Origin of the sequence: Thermotoga sp. SG1, from assembly GCF_002865985.1 — a bacterium.
Classification (GTDB): Bacteria; Thermotogota; Thermotogae; order Thermotogales; family Thermotogaceae; genus Thermotoga.
Window position 1 is genome coordinate 222,063 of record NZ_LNDD01000005.1, and the last position, 19,229, is coordinate 241,291.

The 19,229-nt window shown below is 39.8% G+C and carries 17 protein-coding genes and 1 tRNA gene; 15 read left to right on the top strand and 3 right to left on the bottom strand.

The genetic code is table 11. The annotated features are described in order from the left end of the window. The first annotated feature begins 111 nt into the window (after window positions 1-111). The 11 genes from AS006_RS08815 to AS006_RS08865 all read left to right on the top strand — a co-directional run bounded on the left by AS006_RS08815 (window position 112) and on the right by AS006_RS08865 (window position 10,040). Window positions 112-1,260 (top strand): inositol-3-phosphate synthase, encoded by a 1,149-nt coding sequence (locus tag AS006_RS08815; protein WP_101513974.1) that lies wholly within the window; start codon window positions 112-114, stop codon window positions 1,258-1,260. Between the two features lie 40 nt (window positions 1,261-1,300). After that, on the top strand, window positions 1,301-2,029 hold the full coding sequence (locus tag AS006_RS08820; RefSeq protein ID WP_101513975.1) for a sugar phosphate nucleotidyltransferase: 729 nt from the start codon (window positions 1,301-1,303) through the stop codon (window positions 2,027-2,029). Beyond that, the gene (locus AS006_RS08825) at window positions 2,023-2,640 is read left to right on the top strand and encodes a CDP-alcohol phosphatidyltransferase family protein (RefSeq protein ID WP_101513976.1); all 618 of its coding nucleotides are present in this window, start codon (window positions 2,023-2,025) and stop codon (window positions 2,638-2,640) included. The genes AS006_RS08820 and AS006_RS08825 overlap by 7 nt, the downstream gene beginning before the upstream one ends. A 32-nt stretch (window positions 2,641-2,672) precedes the next feature. After that, window positions 2,673-3,404 carry an ABC transporter ATP-binding protein gene (locus tag AS006_RS08830; RefSeq protein ID WP_199167558.1) on the top strand — a complete coding sequence of 244 codons (732 nt, stop codon included), beginning with the start codon at window positions 2,673-2,675 and terminating at the stop codon, window positions 3,402-3,404. Then, window positions 3,401-4,357 carry a SufD family Fe-S cluster assembly protein gene (locus AS006_RS08835; protein WP_101513978.1) on the top strand — a complete coding sequence of 319 codons (957 nt, stop codon included), beginning with the start codon at window positions 3,401-3,403 and terminating at the stop codon, window positions 4,355-4,357. The genes AS006_RS08830 and AS006_RS08835 overlap by 4 nt, the downstream gene beginning before the upstream one ends. 32 nt (window positions 4,358-4,389) lie before the next feature. Beyond that, window positions 4,390-4,464 (top strand) — tRNA-Val (locus tag AS006_RS08840). A gap of 50 nt (window positions 4,465-4,514) precedes the next feature. Beyond that, on the top strand, window positions 4,515-5,288 hold the full coding sequence (gene suhB, locus AS006_RS08845) for a bifunctional fructose-1,6-bisphosphatase/inositol-1-monophosphatase (protein ID WP_101513979.1): 774 nt from the start codon (window positions 4,515-4,517) through the stop codon (window positions 5,286-5,288). Window position 5,289: 1 nt separating this feature from the next. Beyond that, on the top strand, window positions 5,290-6,591 hold the full coding sequence (locus AS006_RS08850) for a glycoside hydrolase family 32 protein (protein ID WP_101513980.1): 1,302 nt from the start codon (window positions 5,290-5,292) through the stop codon (window positions 6,589-6,591). A gap of 63 nt (window positions 6,592-6,654) precedes the next feature. Further along, window positions 6,655-8,040 (top strand): exopolysaccharide Pel transporter PelG, encoded by a 1,386-nt coding sequence (gene pelG, locus AS006_RS08855; RefSeq protein WP_101513981.1) that lies wholly within the window; start codon window positions 6,655-6,657, stop codon window positions 8,038-8,040. Further along, the gene (locus AS006_RS08860; RefSeq protein ID WP_145997383.1) at window positions 8,015-9,205 is read left to right on the top strand and encodes a hypothetical protein; all 1,191 of its coding nucleotides are present in this window, start codon (window positions 8,015-8,017) and stop codon (window positions 9,203-9,205) included. The genes pelG (AS006_RS08855) and AS006_RS08860 overlap by 26 nt, the downstream gene beginning before the upstream one ends. A 70-nt stretch (window positions 9,206-9,275) precedes the next feature. Continuing rightward, complete coding sequence (locus AS006_RS08865) at window positions 9,276-10,040, top strand: alpha-amylase family glycosyl hydrolase (protein WP_158241074.1); 765 nt, start codon at window positions 9,276-9,278, stop codon at window positions 10,038-10,040. On the opposite strand, the gene pelF (AS006_RS08870) is transcribed toward AS006_RS08865, so the two are convergent. Together pelF (AS006_RS08870) and AS006_RS08875 are read right to left on the bottom strand one after the other, a co-directional pair. Then, a complete protein-coding gene (gene pelF / locus AS006_RS08870) occupies window positions 9,973-11,388 on the bottom strand; it encodes a GT4 family glycosyltransferase PelF (protein ID WP_101513984.1) in 1,416 nt (471 codons plus the stop codon). The two genes, AS006_RS08865 and pelF (AS006_RS08870), sit on opposite strands and share 68 nt — an antisense overlap. A 22-nt stretch (window positions 11,389-11,410) precedes the next feature. Beyond that, the gene (locus tag AS006_RS08875; protein WP_101513985.1) at window positions 11,411-12,340 is read right to left on the bottom strand and encodes an MJ1477/TM1410 family putative glycoside hydrolase; all 930 of its coding nucleotides are present in this window, start codon (window positions 12,338-12,340) and stop codon (window positions 11,411-11,413) included. A gap of 46 nt (window positions 12,341-12,386) precedes the next feature. Here AS006_RS08875 and AS006_RS08880 point away from each other — a divergent pair, with 46 nt between their 5' ends. The 4 genes from AS006_RS08880 to AS006_RS08895 are packed head-to-tail and all read left to right on the top strand — an operon-like array spanning window position 12,387 to window position 17,832. Continuing rightward, a complete protein-coding gene (locus AS006_RS08880) occupies window positions 12,387-14,519 on the top strand; it encodes a DUF2194 domain-containing protein (protein ID WP_233185725.1) in 2,133 nt (710 codons plus the stop codon). Beyond that, the gene (gene pelG / locus AS006_RS08885; RefSeq protein ID WP_101513987.1) at window positions 14,500-15,876 is read left to right on the top strand and encodes an exopolysaccharide Pel transporter PelG; all 1,377 of its coding nucleotides are present in this window, start codon (window positions 14,500-14,502) and stop codon (window positions 15,874-15,876) included. Before AS006_RS08880 ends, pelG (AS006_RS08885) begins: the two co-directional genes overlap by 20 nt. Further along, entirely contained in the window at window positions 15,873-17,069 is a 1,197-nt protein-coding gene (locus AS006_RS08890; protein WP_101513988.1) for a GAF domain-containing protein, read from the top strand. Before pelG (AS006_RS08885) ends, AS006_RS08890 begins: the two co-directional genes overlap by 4 nt. Further along, window positions 17,035-17,832, top strand: coding sequence for a hypothetical protein (locus AS006_RS08895; RefSeq protein WP_101513989.1), 798 nt, complete (start codon window positions 17,035-17,037; stop codon window positions 17,830-17,832). Before AS006_RS08890 ends, AS006_RS08895 begins: the two co-directional genes overlap by 35 nt. Here AS006_RS08895 and pelF (AS006_RS08900) read toward each other — a convergent pair. Then, on the bottom strand, window positions 17,801-19,213 hold the full coding sequence (pelF, locus tag AS006_RS08900) for a GT4 family glycosyltransferase PelF (protein WP_101513990.1): 1,413 nt from the start codon (window positions 19,211-19,213) through the stop codon (window positions 17,801-17,803). The genes AS006_RS08895 and pelF (AS006_RS08900) overlap by 32 nt on opposite strands. Window positions 19,214-19,229: the final 16 nt, after the last annotated feature.

A 19,229-nucleotide genomic window follows, 5' to 3' on the forward strand; every position in this document is an offset into this window, starting at 1 on the left:
ATTGTAAAAACGTGATATAATGAAATTGGCTGTCATTCTAAACTTCCTCCGCCATAATTCCTTTCCCGAAATAACTCATCGATGAAAAAACTGGACAGGAGGTGAGGGCACATGATCAAAGTCCTGATTCTTGGTCAGGGCTACGTTGCCAGCACCTTCGTTGCAGGTCTTGAAAGACTCAAGAAGGGAGAGATCGAGCCTTACGGTGTGCCGCTTGCAAGAGAGCTTCCGATCGATTTCAAAGATATCAAAATCGTGGGAAGCTACGACGTAGACAGGGCAAAGATCGGAAAGAAACTGAGTGAGGTGGTCAGACAATACTGGAAAGACACGGGTTCTCTGTCCGATGATCCTGTCGTTTCCATGGGAGTACACCTTGGAAGTGTGAAGAACCTTCCCATTGAAGCAGAAGGACTCGAAGACAGCATGCCTCTGAAAGAAGCCGTTGAAAGACTCGTCGATGAGTGGTCAAAACTCGATCCTGACGTGATAGTGAACACCTGTACCACCGAAGCGTTCAAGCCCTTCGGAAACAAGGAAGAACTGCTCAAGGCCATAGAAAACAACGATAAAGAAAGGCTCACGGCCACACAGGTGTACGCCTACGCGGCAGCGTTGTATGCGAAAAAGCGAGGTGGAGCAGCCTTTGTGAACGTGATACCGACTTACATAGCGAACGATCCGGCTTTTGTCGAACTCGCAAAAGAGAACAACCTTGTGGTCTTTGGAGACGATGGAGCAACGGGTGCAACTCCGTTCACAGCGGACGTCTTGAGCCATCTTGCTCAGAGGAACAGATACGTTAAGGACGTTGCACAGTTCAACATAGGTGGAAACATGGACTTTCTTGCGCTCACCGATGAAGGAAAGAACAAGAGTAAAGAGTTCACAAAATCCAGTATCGTGAAGGATATCCTCGGTTACGATGCACCGCACTACATAAAGCCGACTGGATACCTGGAACCTCTCGGTGACAAGAAATTTATAGCCATCCACATCGAGTACGTTAGTTTCAACGGTGTAACCGATGAGCTCATGATAAACGGAAGGATCAACGACAGTCCGGCCCTCGGAGGACTCCTTGTTGATCTTGTAAGACTCGGAAAAATCGCTCTCGATAGGAAAGAGTACGGAACAGTATACCCTGTGAACGCCTTCTACATGAAGAACCCCGGCCCGTTTGAAGAGAAGAACATACCGAGGATCATCGCGTACGAGAAGATGAGGATCTGGGCAGGATTGAAACCAAAATGGCTGTGAGGGGCTTTTGCCCCTCTTTCTCTTTCATGGAGGTGATGTGGTGAAAGAAGCGGTTGTACTGGCATCGGGTGTGGGAAAAAGACTTAGAACTCTCACCAGAGAGATTCCCAAGGTTTTCTATAGATTTGTTGGCTGTGAACTGGTGAAATATCCGATGATCTCTCTGATGAAAAACGGTGTCGAGAGGTTCGTGATGATTGTGCCTGAGGGATACGAAGATTACGGCAAGAAGGTTCTGAAAGATCTCGGTGTGGAAGGTGTTGTGATAGAAAACAGCAGGGTTGAACTTGGGAACGCCTATTCCTTCTTTCTGAGCGAACCACATGTGAAGAGCGAGAGGTTTTTCCTCTCCTGTGGTGACTCGATTTTTCCACCGGAGGCACTGAAGAACGCTTTCGATGAGGATGAATTTCACATAAAACTGGGTGTGAGCAAAAGAAAAGATCTGATAGACCCTCAGGAAGCAAGTAAAGTACTCGTCGATGAAAACGGTCGTATCGTTAGAATAGGGAAGAAAGTCGATGAGTACAACTATTTCGATACAGGTGTTTTCATCATGACGAAAAAGGTCTATCGACTCAGGGATGCCTTTTCGTGGTCGGAGGAGATCTCCCTGTATCAAGTTCTGCAAAAAGCAGTCGATCTTGGTATGGTTGTGAAGGTGTTCGATTTCGAGGATGCACCGTGGACGGAGATAGACTCGCCGGAGGATCTGAACGAAAAGGTTTACGAACTGATGGAAAGGATAAAGGAGGGGATACCGTGTTGAGGAAGACCACCGACGGGTGGGTCTCTTCCCTCCTGAACAGGAGAATCTCCACCAGAATAACGAACTTCATCCTGAAAAGGAACTGGAGCGTGACACCGAATCAGATGTCCTTTGTCAGTTTTTTGATCGGAATGATTGCTTTTCCGTTCTATCTGGTCAAAATGCCGTGGCTTGCGGGAATCTTCATTCAAATTTCTTCCACTCTGGACGGGGTCGATGGAGAAATCGCCCGTGCCAGAAACATGAGTTCGAACTGGGGGGCCTTCTTCGACACCATGCTCGACAGGTTCGTCGATATTTTCGCTGTTTTCGGTGTTTCAATTTACGGGTATTTTGAAGGGGGTCTTTCCTTTCCTCTTCTTCTCTGGTCGATTCTTGCTGTCAGTGGATCTTTGATGGTGAGCTATCTTCACAGTGTTGGGAAGGTGTTCGGCACGCATCCTGCGCTGGTGGGAAAACTTTCTGGTTTTGCCTCAAGAGACGTCAGACTGTTTGTGATCTTTGTCTTTTCGCTGTTTGGAATGTACCTTCCTGCCCTTGTTTTTGTCTCTGTGTTGTCTTATGTTTACATTATAGGGAAATTTGTGGAACTTCTGGTGCTGAACAGGTGATCTGGTGCTAAACTCTCCTTGAGGTGATGAAGGTGTTAGAACTCGTCGATGTCTGGTATGAAGTGGAAGGAAAGGCCATTTTGAGGGAGATAAATGCCCGTTTTGAAGAGAAAAAGGTTTACTCCATTCTTGGAACCAACGGCGCAGGAAAGAGCACCCTTGCGTATCTCATCATGGGACTTGAGGGATACAGACCCACAAGAGGAAAGATCCTCCTTGATGGAGAGGATATAACGAACCTTTCCGTGACGGAGAGAGCCAGAAGGGGCATTACCCTCATGTGGCAGGAACCCGCTCGTTTCACGGGAATAAAGATCAGAGACTATCTGACACTTGGTGGGAAGAGAAAGGTTTCAGAGGGTGAACTTGAAAGAGTGCTTGAAATAGTGGGTTTGAGTCCTCTTCTTTATCTTGAAAGAAACGTCGATGAGAAACTGAGTGGTGGTGAAAGAAAGAGAGTGGAACTTGCCAGCATCCTCCTCATGAAACCCAGGTACACCATCCTCGATGAACCCGATTCAGGAATAGACATAATGAGCCTTGAGATGATAGAAAGGGTCCTTTCCGAACTTGTGAGTGCGGGTGGTTCTGTGATTCTTGTCACCCACAGAGAGGAGATCGCCTTGGAAAGTGATTATGCCTTCCTCATCTGCGATGGAACCATTCTGAAAGAAGGAGATCCCTCAACGATTGTTCAGTTCTACAAAAACAGCTGTGACAGGTGTGATCATCCAAATGAGCCGCAAGAGGAGATGATCGGATGATAGTCAAAGACTACAGAAAGGAATTTGAGGCACTGGCCAAGGCTTATGAGAAGGCGGGAGGAGACGTTTCCAAGTTCCTCGACAGGAGAATCGCATCGATAATAATAAGCGGCGATAAGGTCATAGGTCTGAACGGTGTTGAAGGAGTGGAACTCACGCCACAGAGAATAGAAAACGGTGTACAGGTCGATATGAGAATAAAAGAGGGTGTGGTGGTGGAATATCCCGTTCACGTGTGTACGGGATACCTTGAGAAAAAAGGTCTTCAGCGGGTGATCTTCAACATAAAACTGGAAAAGGGGGCAAAAGCGATCTTTGTGGCACACTGCGTCTTTCCCTGGACGGAGGATTTCACCCATGATGCGTTGATGAACGTGGAACTGGAAGAAGGAGCCTGGATGGAGTACCACGACGAGCACATGCACAGCGAAACAGGATCTATAAACCTGATCACAAGATCGATAGCAAAAGTGGGAGAGGGTGCCGTTTACCGGAACACCTTTACCCTGGTGAAGACCAGGATAGGGACTTTGAAGGTTTTCATGGACGCCACGCTGGAAAAAGACTCGATTGGAGAGCTATACACGAAGGTGAAAGCCATCGAAGACGACGATGTGGAAGTGAAAGAAATTCTAAGACTGAATGAAGCAGGTGCAAGGGGGCTTGCCAAGACGAACGCAGTTGCACTAGACAGATCGAGGGTTTCCGTTGTGAACGAGGTCTATGGAAACGCGCCTCACACCAGAGGACACGTGGAATGTCTTGAGATCACGAAAGGAGACGCGGTGGATGTGAGAGCTCTTCCCGTCCTTGTTGTGAAGAATGACTCATCGGAACTCACTCATGAAGCCTCCATAGGAAGGGTCAACGCAAAGCAACTTGAGACCCTCATGGCGAAAGGCCTCACAGAAGAAGAAGCAACGGAGATGATCATAAAAGGTGTTTTGACATGATGAAGATTTTGTTGTAAAATCCATAAACGGATGGGTGCGTAGCTCAGTGGGAGAGCGCTTCCCTCACGAGGAAGAGGTCGCAGGTTCGAGTCCTGCCGCACCCACCAGAGGGCTCCCTTCGAGGGAGCCGTTAATTTTTTTGGAGGGAGGGATCGAATTGGACAGACTGGACTTTTCGATAAAACTCCTGAGAAGGGTCGGGCATTTCCTCATGCTTCACTGGGGAAAGGTGGACAGTGTGGAGAAAAAAACCGGTTTCAAAGACATTGTGACGGAGATAGACAAAAAGGCCCAGGAGATGATAGTGGAAGAGATCAGAAGGGCTTTTTCGGACGAGAACATAATAGCGGAAGAGGGAATCTCGGAGAATGGGGAAAAACTCTGGATAATAGATCCCATAGACGGGACGATAAACTTCGTTCATGGACTTCCCAACTTTTCCATTTCCATTGCATACGTGGAGAAGGGAAAAGTGAAAATGGGGGTCGTACATGCTCCTGCACTCAACGAAACACTCTACGCTGAAGAAAATGGAGGGGCCTTCTTGAACGGTGAGAAGATCAGAGTATCTGGAAACACCAGTCTGGAAGAGTGTGTAGGATCCACGGGAAGTTACATAGACTTCACGGGAAAGTTCATAGAGAAAATGGAGAAAAAGACAAGAAGAGTGAGGATTTTGGGAAGCGCCGCATTGAACGCCTGTTATGTGGGAGCAGGAAGGGTAGATTTCTTCGTAACCTGGAGGATCAATCCGTGGGACATCGCAGCAGGCCTGATAGTTGTGAAAGAAGCAGGAGGAACGGTGACAGATTTTTCCGGAAAAGAAGCAAACGTTTTCTCGAAGAATTTTGTCTTCTCCAACGGCCTTGTTCATAAAGAAGTTCTCGAAGTGGTGAACGAGGTTCTGAAGGAGATCAATGGAGGGAGATAATATGTTCAAGCCAAATTACCATTTCTTTCCCATAACAGGCTGGATGAACGATCCAAACGGTTTGATCTACTGGAGGGGAAAATACCACATGTTCTACCAGTACAACCCGAAAAAACCCAGATGGGGAAACATTTGCTGGGGACATGCTGTGAGTGATGATCTTGTGCATTGGAGACACCTTCCAGTTGCTCTTTATCCAAAGGATGAAACACACGGTGTCTTTTCTGGGAGTGCTATTGAAAAGGACGGAAAAATGGTGCTCGTGTATACCTATTTTCGAGATCCAGAGTATAACGAAGGCGAGAAAGAAGTTCAGTGCATAGCAACGAGTGAGGACGGAGTGAATTTTATGGAGTACGAAAATAATCCTGTAATATCGAAACCCCCAGAGAAAAATATCCACGCCTTCCGGGATCCAAAAGTGAGCAGGGCTGGAGACAAATGGAGAATGGTTCTTGGATCCGGAAAAGACCAGAGAATCGGTATGGTTCTTTTCTACACCTCTGAAGACCTTGTACGCTGGAGCTACGAAGGAGTGATTTTTGAGGATGAAAGTACAAAGGAAATAGAGTGTCCCGATCTTGTTAGCATCGGTGGAAAAGATGTGCTCATCTACTCCGTGACGAGCACAAACAGCGTTCTTTTCGCCCTTGGAGAATTGAAAGAAGGAAAGCTGATTACTGAAAAAAGAGGTTTTCTGGACCACGGAACAGACTTCTATGCTGCACAGACGTTTTTTGGAACGGAGAGGATAATAGTTATTGGATGGCTTCAAAACTGGCATAGGACAGATCTTTATCCGACCGAAAAAGAAGGATGGAACGGTGTCATGAGTCTACCAAGAGAGCTGTACTTAGAGGACAGCGATTTGAAAGTAAAACCCATCGAAGAATTGAAATCACTCAGAGCAGGAAAGATCCTGGAAGAGAACACTCCTGGAACGTACGGAATAAACACAGACAAAAACAGCTACGAAGTGTGTTGCAAATTCCAAGGAAATCTTTCGCTATCTCTTAGAAGTGAGTTTGCTGAAGAACTTAGAATATCTGTGGAAGAAGACGTTCTTAGAGTTGATACAACACGTTCTGGCATTTCGGGAGGAGTAATAAAGGAAGTGGAAGTTCAACGAGGAAAGAACGACAAAATACGTCTTTTCGTTGATTCGTGTTCTGTGGAGGTGTTCTTCAACGACTCCATTGCCCTCTCTTTCAGAGTACATCCTGAAGGGATCTACAACGTGCTTGACGTCGAATCTTGCTTTCTCAAGGTGAGTATCTATGAACTAGAAAACATTTGGATTTAACATTAAGTTGCATTTTGTAGATCATTTTTCTCAGAATTGTTATGATAAAATATACAGAGACTTATGATAAAACACACAAAAAGCCGTAAGGGTGATTATAAAGTGGCTGGAATTTTTTTTAAATTTCCATTCTTTAGAGACACGTTTTTAGGCACTTCACTGGTTTTTCTCGTTTCGTTCTTCGAAAATAATTCTCTATGGTTCATTCCTTTGGTTCTCATAATTTTGGCATCAAAATTCGGTGTTTCCATTTCGTTTTCTATAATTGGAATTTTGTCATATTCATTCATTTTTTCAACTATGCTTCTAAGTGGGTTTGCAATGATTTTGGTAAGATCAATATCAGACTTTTTGTATCTAAAGGACTCTCGAAAAATTTACGAAAACTATTCAGGAGCGATTGTTTTTGTGATTATGTTATCTTTTATGGTTGGAAATGTACTTTTCAGAGCATATCAATACAAAACACTTGCTGTTTGGTTGTTTGTTAGTTTTTCCGTTTTGCAAACTGTTTTATTGTTCGTCGGGGCTATTGAAAAAACACATGCTCTTGTTTTGCCTGTATTATTTATCTTTTCGTCATTGATAATACTCTTTAAAATTTTTGGAAATATCATCAATGAAAAATACTTGCTTGTAATAATTTCATTTTCAATGGGTTTCTTGACCTTTATAGCGAATAGCATTATTACAAAACATTTAAGGATCTCAACTCATCTGAAATTTGACTTTCTTCATTATGCACGAAAGTATCCTGAACTACTGTTAATAGCGTTTTTTTACTATTTTTCCTACTGGATTGATAATATAATTATGTGGTTCAAAAAAGGATTAGAAGTAGCTCCTAATATTATCATATCCCCTAACTACGATTTTCCGCTTTTTATAGCTGCTATTTCTTTTACACCAGCTATTGTTCTATTTAGTCTAGGTATTGAGACCACCTTTCTAAAAAAGTATCTATCTTTTTTCTCAGCTATAAAAAACAATAAAACATTAGAACAGATAGAAGCTCGATTGGAAGAAATTCAAGCCTCTATGAAACATATCCTTCTTGAGACAACGCTTGTAGCTATTACAATAGCTATTTTAGATTTATCAGCAAGCAAATTTTTGAATAAATGGCTCTCCAAGTTTTCAATAACAGTTTTTAGATTAGGAGCTATTGGGCATCTCTTCAATGTTATTTTTATGCTTATGCTGACAATACATCTGTATTTCAATTTTTATAAAGAAGCTTTTATAGGAGTCCTTATTTCTTTCTCTGTAAATCTGATCTTGACGGCATTTTGCAGATCAATGGCACCAGGCTTAGGTTTTTTATTGGCATTTTTTAGTGGTTCTGTGTTTCTTTTAAGAAAAATGAATCTAAAAGATTTGGTATTCAAAATTTACTCTTCTCAACAACATGGTTTGGAAAAAGTTGAAAGAATATCTTGGAGACCCTGAAAAAAGGAAAGCAAACATATATTCTTTGATCGAAGTATTGATCATTTATTTGCTGGTTTATTTCATCACTTTGTTTGTTAAACATCAATATATTGAGCAACTATATATTGTACCATTAATAATTTTAATCACAAGATACCAATTTTTTGCCCAAATTTTGAATGTCTTTATGTATTCTCTATTTGTATTTTTTATTTCAAAAAGGATTTATCATTTTGAAGAAATGTTTCTACAATTTTGCATAATATTTTCAGCACTTGTTTCTTCTTTGTCGTACTGGAGTCACGTTGTTAAAATGTATTTTTTAGAAGAAAGCTTGAAAAGATCAAAAGTAAATCTAGAATCATTTAGAAAATATATTGAATACCTTGAAGATGTTGTAGATAAATTAAAAACAAAATTAATCTATGAAAACGAAGGAATAAGTGCTTTGATGTTAGAGTTATCGAAAATTCCTGCAGAAAATTTAAAAGAATTTGCGTATAATTTTTTGGAAAAAGTATCTGCTTTTTTGGAGATAAAAAAGTCAAGTTTCTATTTATACAGAAACGGTTTCTTAAGAATAATTGCCAGTATTGGTAATCCTTCATTCGGATTTTCTATCTCAGAGGATCAATCGCTGGTAGTAAAGAAAGCACTGGAAGAGGGTAGCTGTTCGATATTAGAAGTTTTTAACCAGTTTTCTCAATTAGAAAAGGAGCCTATACTGGCTGTCAGGATCGGGGATGAAAAAGAAATCTTAGGAGTTGTCATTGTGGAGGAACTTGAAGACCCTGTTCAATTGAGTAACATAGAGAAAAATCTGAAGGCACTTTCAGTTTGGTTCATTGCAAAATTGGAGAGAATCGAAAAGGATGCAGAAAAACACAGACTACCAGATGGAACATATACTGTTGATTTTTATAATAAAATTAAGCGGCGTTTGATGGATTTCTTCGCAAAATATAGTCTTCCATTTTCAGAAATCTGTATTTCAATCTATGACCATGAATTAGATAAAGTTTTGAAAGCCATCAGATCAGAAGATTTAGCAACAAAGATTAAGATCTATAACAACAGAATTTTCTTAAAAATACTTCTACCTTTTTGTGACGAGGTGGGGCAAATTTCAGTATTGGAGAGATTGAAGCATGTTTCAAGAACGATTGAATTTTCGAATTGTTAATTTAATCAATTTCTTCATAGCTTTTATCAATTTTTTAATGTGGTTAAACAAAAAAAACGACGTATTCGATTTGGTTCTCATTATAAATATTGTGATACATTTTGCTTTAAATAAAGACCTTTCTCAAGCTTTAATTGCGCTTGTTACATATCCTTTTGGCTTGGTTATTTTTACAAAGGAAAAGGAAATTGATTTTCAAATTTATGATCAAGAGATGGAGGAAGACTTCCCAGTTTTAGAAGAAAAAAGATTGGAAATACTACCTTTAAAAGGAACTTCTTTGTTTGGAACTCCGAATGAAAAGAAAAAACTAATTCTTCAAATTGCAGAAGATGTCAAGAGCGGAAAAGTATCATCAAATAAGGTCCTCCCTATTCTCCGTAAAATGGTGCTTGACTCACATCCGGATGTTGGATTGTATGCATCAGAAGCGATTGAGAAAATAGAAGAACACTTTGGGACAATTGAGGAATCACTAGACAAATTAGTAGAAAATCTAAACGAAAAGAATATAAAAGTTGTTTTAGATTACATAAAATCAGGATTCTTAGACGGGGATATAGGAAGCTTTTATAAGAACATTCTTAAGAAAGCATTGACTGAGAAATTGAAAAAAACAACAGTTTTACATCCAGAATTTTTCTCTCTTCTCTATGAAATTGAAGGTGATATTTCTATACTTTTAGAGGGATTTTTAAAAACAAAATCCCAAGAACTATATAAACAGCTGTTGAAAGAGATATTGAGGAAAAGGAACTACGAAGTTCTCAAGTTTTTAATGCTAGACGGTTCTTTAACAAATGGAGATAAAGATTCTTATAATTTTGTATCATAAGATCGAGTCTGTATTTCTTGCGAACATTTTTTTTGGCATTTTCAGAAAATACTTCTCTCATTTCTTTGTCTTCAAACAATTTTAATATAGCCTTTGCCATTATCATGTGATTCTTAGGTGGGACGATAATTCCACACTGTCCCTCTTCATCATAGACTATTTCTTTACACGCCCCTACGTCAGTTGCTACAATAGGAACTCCTGCTGCCATAGCTTCCAATATAACAAGAGGTTGCCCTTCCGATACACTACTTAGAAGAAGCACGTCAAGTTTAGGGTAGTATTCTCTTACATTTTGTGGCCCCAAGAATTCTACTGTATCTTCTAGAAAAAGATTCTTCGCTAATTTCTTACATTCTTCATAATAATCCTGTTCTTCATCAGTTGGACCAATTATTAGGAATTTTATCTTTTCATCTTTCAAGACATCCTTTACTATACGTATGGATCTTATAGCCGTTTTCACATCTTTTATTCTGGTAACTCTTCCTACGAAGCCTACTATGAATCCTTCATGTTTTTCTTTGGGTATATCAAATTTGTCTACATCAACTCCATTGGGTATTATTGTCATTTTTTCTGGATTAGCCCCAAGCTCCAGCTGGAAAAGTTGATTTTTTTTGAAAAGAGTCGTCAGTGAATCACACACATTATATGCCAACATGCTGATTGCTCTGAACAAATTAATCCACATAGGCTTGTAGTCTTCAGGAAGCCATTTGGAAATAATTATTTCTCTTTCCCTTTCTCTGTGGTAAATTCCATGCTCCGTTATTATCAGTGGAGTGTTGTAAAGAAACTTCCCCACAATTCCAACAAGGGAAGCATAACCTGTACTTGGAACATGGAATATATCGCATTTTTCTGGAATAAACTGCAAAGAGTTTATAATGGGAAGAGTTAGATTTCTAACAATCCAATAATATTCAGTAAAACCTCTGTGATTAAAGAAATTTTTATATGTTTTGGTTACAATCTCCCAAAATTCTTTACTGGAGTATAATCTGTAAAAAGATTTTCCAGCGTTTTTCCTTATGAAATCTTCAAGTATAAGAACCAATTCTTTTAGACTTTGTCTTTTCAAAATTGCATCAGTTAGGGAACTAAGCATAGAAAAATCCGCTTCCTCAGGTATATTAGGATCATAGTCGCCAAAAATATTCAACTCATGTATACGAATCACATTCTTAGGAATTTTGTACCTGATCTCTCTTTTTTTCGAATCTGGGCGTAGGTGGTAAATTTCAAATTCAAATTCTGGAAGATTAGAAATGAGAGTTTGTATCCAACTTGAAACACCACCTGTAACGTAAGGGTAAGTACCTTCAGCAATTAGACCTATTCTCATGGCAACTCCCACCGCCCCGGTATCACTTTACAGGTTGTATGCCTTCTATCACATTTATCTCATCAAGTAGCAGGTCAGATCGAGCCGCATAGGGAATGTAGCCTTTTTCCTGGCATTTTTTGTAATAATCCAGAATGCGCTCTAGATTTTCTAAGGAATCGCTACCATCGTCCACGTAGTCGACAGAGAGAATGAATTTTCCATGCCATCTCAGTGTATCTAAGTAGCGTATTCTATTCTCAGTTTCGTTGTCTGGGAGAGGGTTGGTTTTGAAATAAAAGAGATTTTCAACACTCCAGCCGGAAACGACAGAAAGCAATCTTCCATCGTCGAACTCGAGAATGTTTTCACCATTCTGCGGGATTATCAGAATATCAGGATTTTCTTTTCTGATGTATTCCGCAATGTTTTCTATGAAATCTATCATGCAAATGGCTGCTTCTCTTCTTGGAATCTGTCCCTTTGATGACCAGTATTCAAAAGAGTCGATTCTGTCAAGATATACACCTTTGAACCCTTGGGAAAGTATCCTGTCGATATAAGAAAAGATAATTTTCTTCCATTCTGGATCCCAGTACTTCACAAAATAATTTCCTTCCCACATAGGATCTTCTTCTCCAAGCCATTCGGGAGGGTTTTCATACCAATTGTTTTTCCAGTAAAAACGGTAGTCCTCTGCCTGACCTATATTTAGATAAGCAACGGGAGTGACTCCTGCGTCCAGCATGATCTTTATCTCCTCTGGAGAATACTCACCTTCTTCGTTCCCGTCTCTGGAGTAATCTATGACAGCGAGCTCAAAACCCGAGGAGGCGATTTCAAAAGGATCGGCGTTTTGAAGTTGATAAAGCCAGTTTTTGAAAGGAGTTTCCCATTCATTTTGAAAAGTCAAACTACATGAAGTTATAATAAATGCTATTATTATTATAGAAACGAGTGATTTTCTCTTCATAAAAACCACCTCTGGAGGAATCCATATGAAAAAAATGCTTCTATTGATGTTATTTTTACTCTCCTGTCTAGCCTTTTCTAAGACTCTCCTTCTTTACAAAGGTTCCGAAGATGGATATGGTGCCTCTGTGTTTTCATCCTATATTATCCCCGCTCTGAAATATTTGTACGAGGATTACGATTTGGTTGATGTGGAAGAAAAATTTCCTGATCTTTCAGGGTACGATCTTGTAGTTACTTGTTATTATTCCTCTAAAATGAAAAATGCAAGGATCTATTTGAAAAAACTGACAGAATACGTGTTGAGTGGAGGAAAAATATTCGTAATAAACAATCTTGGAGCCTTCGAAGATCCTTCAGGAAACGGTCCAGGTCTTGTTGATATAAACGCTTTGTTGAATCTCATCGGTGTTCGTTATGAATATAACTGGCGTCAGGAAGATGTCTTGAATCTGGAAGTTGATCAAGAATATCTTCTGAAAGAAGTAGAACTTCCAGCGAAGAAATCTTTCGATGGTTTTTCTATTTTCTCACCAACTGTAAGAGTTTTGATGTACGCCATAACGAACACCGGTAAGTATCCAGTTATTTTCTATGGAGAGCATGGGGGAATGGCAGTTTTTGAACACGCTTTTGATGAAAAAGGAAACGCTGTAATGGATTTGGGAAAGATAGTGAATGACCTTCTTCTCTACAACCGAACAAATCGGGTTTTTCTTTCGAAAGAGAACTCTCACGTAAGAAGGATGTTCGAGAACGCTCTCTTTGAAGTAGATACAACGCTCAAATATCCTCTTTCCTACTATAAGGCTGTTGTGATAACAGACGATGCTCTTCTAGAAAGGGAAGATATAAAAAATTATCTTGAAAACGGAGGAAGCGTGATTTTTCTTGGAAAAGGGACACATTCGATAACAGGAAATCTTGTTCTTGAAAAAAAACACCTTTATATTCCAGAAAGCATCGAAGCAGGATATCAGTATTTAAGTTATAGAGTTGCTCCTGAAGGAGCGAAAGTTTTCATTACGGTAGACGGGACGCCTGTTTCCTGGATGGTGAGGAAGGGAAAAGGAACCCTTGTGTATTTTCCGCCTGATCTTCTTGGAAAATGGTCCAGAGGAGTCCTTTTTAACGAGTTTCTCGTCTCATCTAATCTGATAATCTCTCCCATTGTGAACACCTTTTCTGTATTCTTCGACGATTTTCCCCTACCTTCTTATGGGATCAGGAACGATATAACAGGTACAACGGATGAAGTTTTTTATTACAGAATCTGGTGGGAAGATATGAAAAAACTGTGCGAGGAGAATTCTATAAGACCATTTACTGCTTTGATAACGAGTTATAACAACAAGCCTGAGTACAGTGGGTTCCTTGAGTTCCTGCGAAGTAGTACCTCTCTCAACTTATTAAAAACACTCCTAGAAGCGAAAGATGTGGACGTAGGTCTGCATGGATACAATCATCTTCCCCCTCTACAGAAGAACTGGAATCCTGATGAACTGCGAATCTCTTACAAAGCTTTAAAAGATTTTCTAAGTGAACTTTCAAAATCGTATTTTCCTTTTTTTCTTGTGGCGCCCAACAATGAGATCGATAAGGAAAGCATAAAGATTTTAAAAGAAATCTTTCCTTCAATAAAGATTGTGGGAACAGTTTATTCTTTGGAAAACGATACAAGTGAGTATGAAATCTTCGGGGATGTACTGATTTTGCCAAGAACTACAAGTGGACACTATCCTATTCAAAGGCTTCTTGTTGAAACTATATCCACTCTTTTGAATATGGGAACCTACCATTATTTTACTCATCCTGATGATGTCTTGAGTCCTGATAGAAACCCAGAAAAGAGAAGTTGGGAGTACATGCTCGAACAACTGAGAGAATTCTTTCGTATAATGAAAGAGACCTATCCCTGGTTGAGGAATATGACATCTGAAGAGCTGTACAGCACCTTCAAAGATTATTTTGAAAACAAGCCAACTATCGTTTATCATAAAGATAAAATAACGGTGATATTGGGTTCGAACGCAAAACTTCCACGCTATTTCTTCTTTAAAAGTGATCGGGATTTTTCCATTCAGGGTGGAAAAGTGATTTATGAGAGAAGTGGACTTTGCGTAATAGAGATGAATGAAAAAAAGATGGAGGTATTGCTGAATGGCAGGAAAGAGTTTTGATCTGATCTTTTCCAAAAATACACTTTTTGCGGACGCTTTGGCGTTCTTTTACTCTATCTTCATATACTTTGCACCATGGCTTGTTGTCTTATTTTATATAGTTTGGGTTTCTAGATGGTTTTCTCCTTCTCCGTTTTTCCTCGGTGTTTTGACTTACTCTCTCATATTCTCCATGATAGTATCAGGTGGGATGTCTTTTCTGATATCTCGCTTCCTGGCAGACAGCATTTACAGAAAGGATTTCAGAAGAATCTACGAAAGTTACATCGGAGCGGTTCTTTTTGTTTTTGCGGTGTCTTTTGTTATTGGATGGATATTTTTTGTTGTAAACGATCAGTATTCTACTGTGCAAAAGGTTCTTTCTTGCTATGCACTGATCGGTTTTTCTCTTGTGTGGATACAGATGCAGTTTGCATCCGTTACTGAGAGAAGTTCTCTGATTGCTCTGTCCTTTATCCTTGGATTTTCAATTTCAATTTTTCTTGCCAGATACTGGAAGACAGATTTTCCAGAGAAACTTCTTCTTGTACTGGATGTAGGGATTGGTTTGATAATATTTGCGCTCAACTACCTGGTATTGAGTTACTTGAGAAATTCCACAAGAGTGGGATTTGGTTTTCTAACTCTGACGAGGAAGTATCCACAGTTGATCTTCGTTGGTTACTTTTACTATCTGTCAATCTGGATCGACAATTTCACCATCTGGAAAATGAAGGGTCAGGAAATATCACCGGGATTCTTTCTGTTCGCAGAGTACGATATACCAAAGTTTGTTGCCGCTCTGTTTTTTATACCGAGTCTTGCAGTGTTCAACATCGCAATAGAAACGGTGTTCAGAAGAGACTATAAAAACCTCATGATATCCATCGTGAACAACCATCCCTTGAAAACCATAAGAGAGAATATGATGAAGCTTTCTATTTCTCTGAAACAAGCCTTTTTGAATATGCTTTCTCTGAACCTTGCAGCACTTGTTTCTTGTTTCTTTCTGGCACATTCCATCAAGAAGTGGTTCAATCTTTCAGAGAATTTCGTTGATATCTTCTATTGGCACAGTGTGGGTGTGAGTATGAATATATCTTTTCTCTCACTTCTTGTTGTGGTCCTTCATTTCGAGTATTACGGAGTTGCACTCGAGGGAGCCTCTCTGGTATTAATGTTGAATGCTTTGCTTTCTGCTTTGACAATTGAAAGATTTCCTGGGTTCAGTTTTTTCATCTCCTTTTCAGCAGGAGTTGTTTATCTTTTCCTTCGTTTTAAATCGAAGGATTTTCTTCACGAAGAGTATGTAAAGCAGCCATTGGGACTGGAGAAAAGCAAAATAGAAGTTAGGAGATTGGGGGAACGGAAAAGATGAGGAAAAGAAGAAAGTTTTGGTTTCTGGAAGTTCTTGTTGCATACTCCATAATTTTTCTCTTTGACTACATGTACGAAACGAACGTATTCGAAAAGAGTTTCTTCAATTTTTACTGGATTCCTCTTCTTTTCTTCAGTGTAAGATACGATCTTGTTGTACACATATTCAGTGTACTGGCTTACGCTTTTTCCATAATCCTATCATTAATGCTGAAAGATCAGGGGTTCGTCTTCCCAGAAAGGTTTGCACTGGCAAATTCCATAATTGTTGGTGTATCCACCGTTCTTGGATTGATAAACGAGAGAAGAGTAAGAGAAATAGAACGTCTTTCTCTTGATCTCAAAAACAGAGAAAACGATGTGATTGAGTTGAACAAATCCATTCAAAATCTACGAAAGATGTTGAATTCACTAGAACTCAAGGTGTTTTATGAAGAAGCAGGGATCAGTTCGCTTCTTGTGAAACTGAGAGAGCTTCCAACAGATGATTTCGCGGAGTTCTCTCAAAAATTTGTTGAGACAGTTTCAGAGTTTTTTAATTTGAAAAAAGTTTTCATCTATGAATACAAAGAAGGCTTTCTGAGGTTTGTAGCAGGTACAGGAAAGCCGGATCTTGGATTTTCGCTTAAAAAAGGAGAATCCATTGTCATAGAAAATGCTTTGGAGAACGGGTCGTGCAGGATAATTGATGTGATAGAGAGTGTTTCTTCTCGGAATGAACCATGGATTGCTGTTAGAATAGGAACCACTGAAGAAATGCTTGGTGTGATAACGGTAGAAGAAACAGAAACACTTGAACTTGAAGCGGTTGAAGAGTACTTAGTATCTCTGGCAAACTGGATATATCTGGTGATGAGAAAATTGGATTTTCACAAATACGATAAGTACAGATTGAATGATGGAACCTTTCCACCAGAGTTTTATGAGAACGAAAAAAGAAAATTCAAAAACCTTGAAGTACAGTATGGCATTCCGTTTACAGAGATCTGTTTGATACTGAGCAAAAGAAGCCTCAGCAAAATCCTGAGTCTCCTCAGAAAGAGCGACTTGGTTGTGAAAATATCTGAAAAAGAAGACGATGTATCTTTAAGGATATTGCTTCCTCTCTGTGATGAAATCGGACTTGGCATTGTCAAAAAGCGTCTGGAAGGTGAGGTAGATGAGATCGAATTTGTCAGTTGTGAATCTCATTAACTTCTCTATAGGACTTCTGAACGTTGGCTTGTGGGTCAACGGAAAAAACGATTTTCTGCTCGTCATTTTCTTTTTGAACCTGGTCGTGAACTTTCTGGTGAACAGAGATCCATCACAGGTGCTGATAGCTGCTATGACTTATCCCCTGGGTCTTTTGCTTCCCATTAAGAAGAAGAGACCACCGTTTGAAGTCATGGAGGAACCAACAACAGTTGAAACAACCAGAAAAATTGCAAGCAAATCTCTGAAAGAGAGTTTATTCTTTGGAGACGAGACCACCAAGCGTGAAACGGTTCTGAGAGTATCAGAAGACGTGGAGAAGGACGAGGCCTCTCTGGAAATCTTCATGAAAGCTTCCAGAAAGTTGATGAAGGATTCCGATTCAGATGTTGTACTTTACGCAACAGAAAGTGTGGAAAAGGTGGATCGTTCTTTTGAAGATGTGGAAAAGTTTTTCTCAGGAGAGACTATTGAAGAAAGCAAAAGGTTCTATGAAAAAGTGCGGGATTATCTCGAAGCAGACTTTTTGACTGGAAAAGTTGAAAGATACTACAAAGAATCGATCCTGACTCGAAACGGAAGTATGGAAAAAGACGAGAAGTATTTCGTAATGAAATACAAGGTTGACAATGATTTATCTGTTTTGTGGGAAGGTCTAGAAAAAACGAAGTCTCCTTTAATATACAGAATGCTTATGATAGAACTTTTGAAACAAAAAGATTTTGAAGGAATCAAGAAATTGAAGGAACTCTTTTCTCAATGAGTGAAAGATAGATCTTTCTGTAACTCTCAATCATGCGATCGAGCCTGTATTTTTGAACTACCCTACGACTGTTCCTTGAGAATGTCCTTCGTAGATCATCATCCTCACAAATCTTCACTATGGCCTTTGCCATGGAAAAATGATCTTTCGGTGGAACGATGATACCACATTGTCCATCTTTATCGTAAACCATTTCTCTGCATGATCCCACGCCTGTAGCAACAATTGGAAGCCCAGCTGCCATAGCCTCGAGAATCACAAGAGGTTGCCCCTCTGATACACTGCTCAGAAGGAGTAGATCCATTTTTGGATAGTACTCTTTCACGTTCTGCGGCCCCAGAAACTCTACGGTGTCTTCCAACCACAAAACGTTGACCAGCCTTTTTATTTCTACAAAGTAATCTTCTTCATCCACGGGTCCTATGACAAGAAACTTCAGTTTCTTTTTTGGACCGATCATCTCTTTGGCCAGGCTGATAGCTCTGATCGCAGTCTTCAGATCCTTAATTCTGGAGATGCGCCCAACAAATCCAACTATGAAACCCTCGTGTGGTTCTTTTGGGAATGAATAGGAGTCAACATCTATGGCATTCGGTATTACCATCATTTTTTCTGGATCTGCTCCAAGTTTTAACTGGTAGGCCTGATTTTTTCTGGAAAGTGTTGTCAGAAAATCTGACAGTTCATAAGCGATCATACTTATAATCCTGAAGAATTGTACCCACATTGGTTTGTAGCTGTCAGGAACCCATGAGGAAAGAAGGATTTCCCTTTCTCTTTCCTTGTGATATATGCCGTGTTCTGTTATTAAAAGAGGAGAATCGTGCATCACTTTTCCGTTGATTCCAACAAGAGAAGCATAACCTGTACTCGGAACATGGTAAAGATCACACTTTTCTGGAACGAATTGAAGGGCATTAATGACGGGAAGAAAAAGGTTCATTATCATCCAGTAATACTCGGTGAAGCCTCTTTCGAAAAAGAAGTTTTCGTAGATTTTCACCATGATGTTCCAGAATCTTTTTGTTTTCAACATCTTTCTGATGCTTTTTCCTGCGTTTTTTTCGATGAATTCTATAGCGAATGGTATTATCGATTCAATCGTTCTTCCTGAAACGATTGCAGATATTATCTTTTCTAGAGGCTCAAAATCAACTTTTCTGGAGGATTTTGGTTGGAAATCCCCGAAAATGTTCAACTCGTGGATTTCCAGCACATTGGACGGTACTTCGTATTTAACATTCCGATCTTTGTTGTCGGGCTTCAGGTAGTATATTTCAAAATCGAATTCTGGAAGATGGGTTATTAGAGTGTGAACCCAGCTTGAAACCCCACCAGTTACATAAGGATACGTCCCTTCAAGAATAAGACCTATTTTCATAGATTTATCCCCCTGC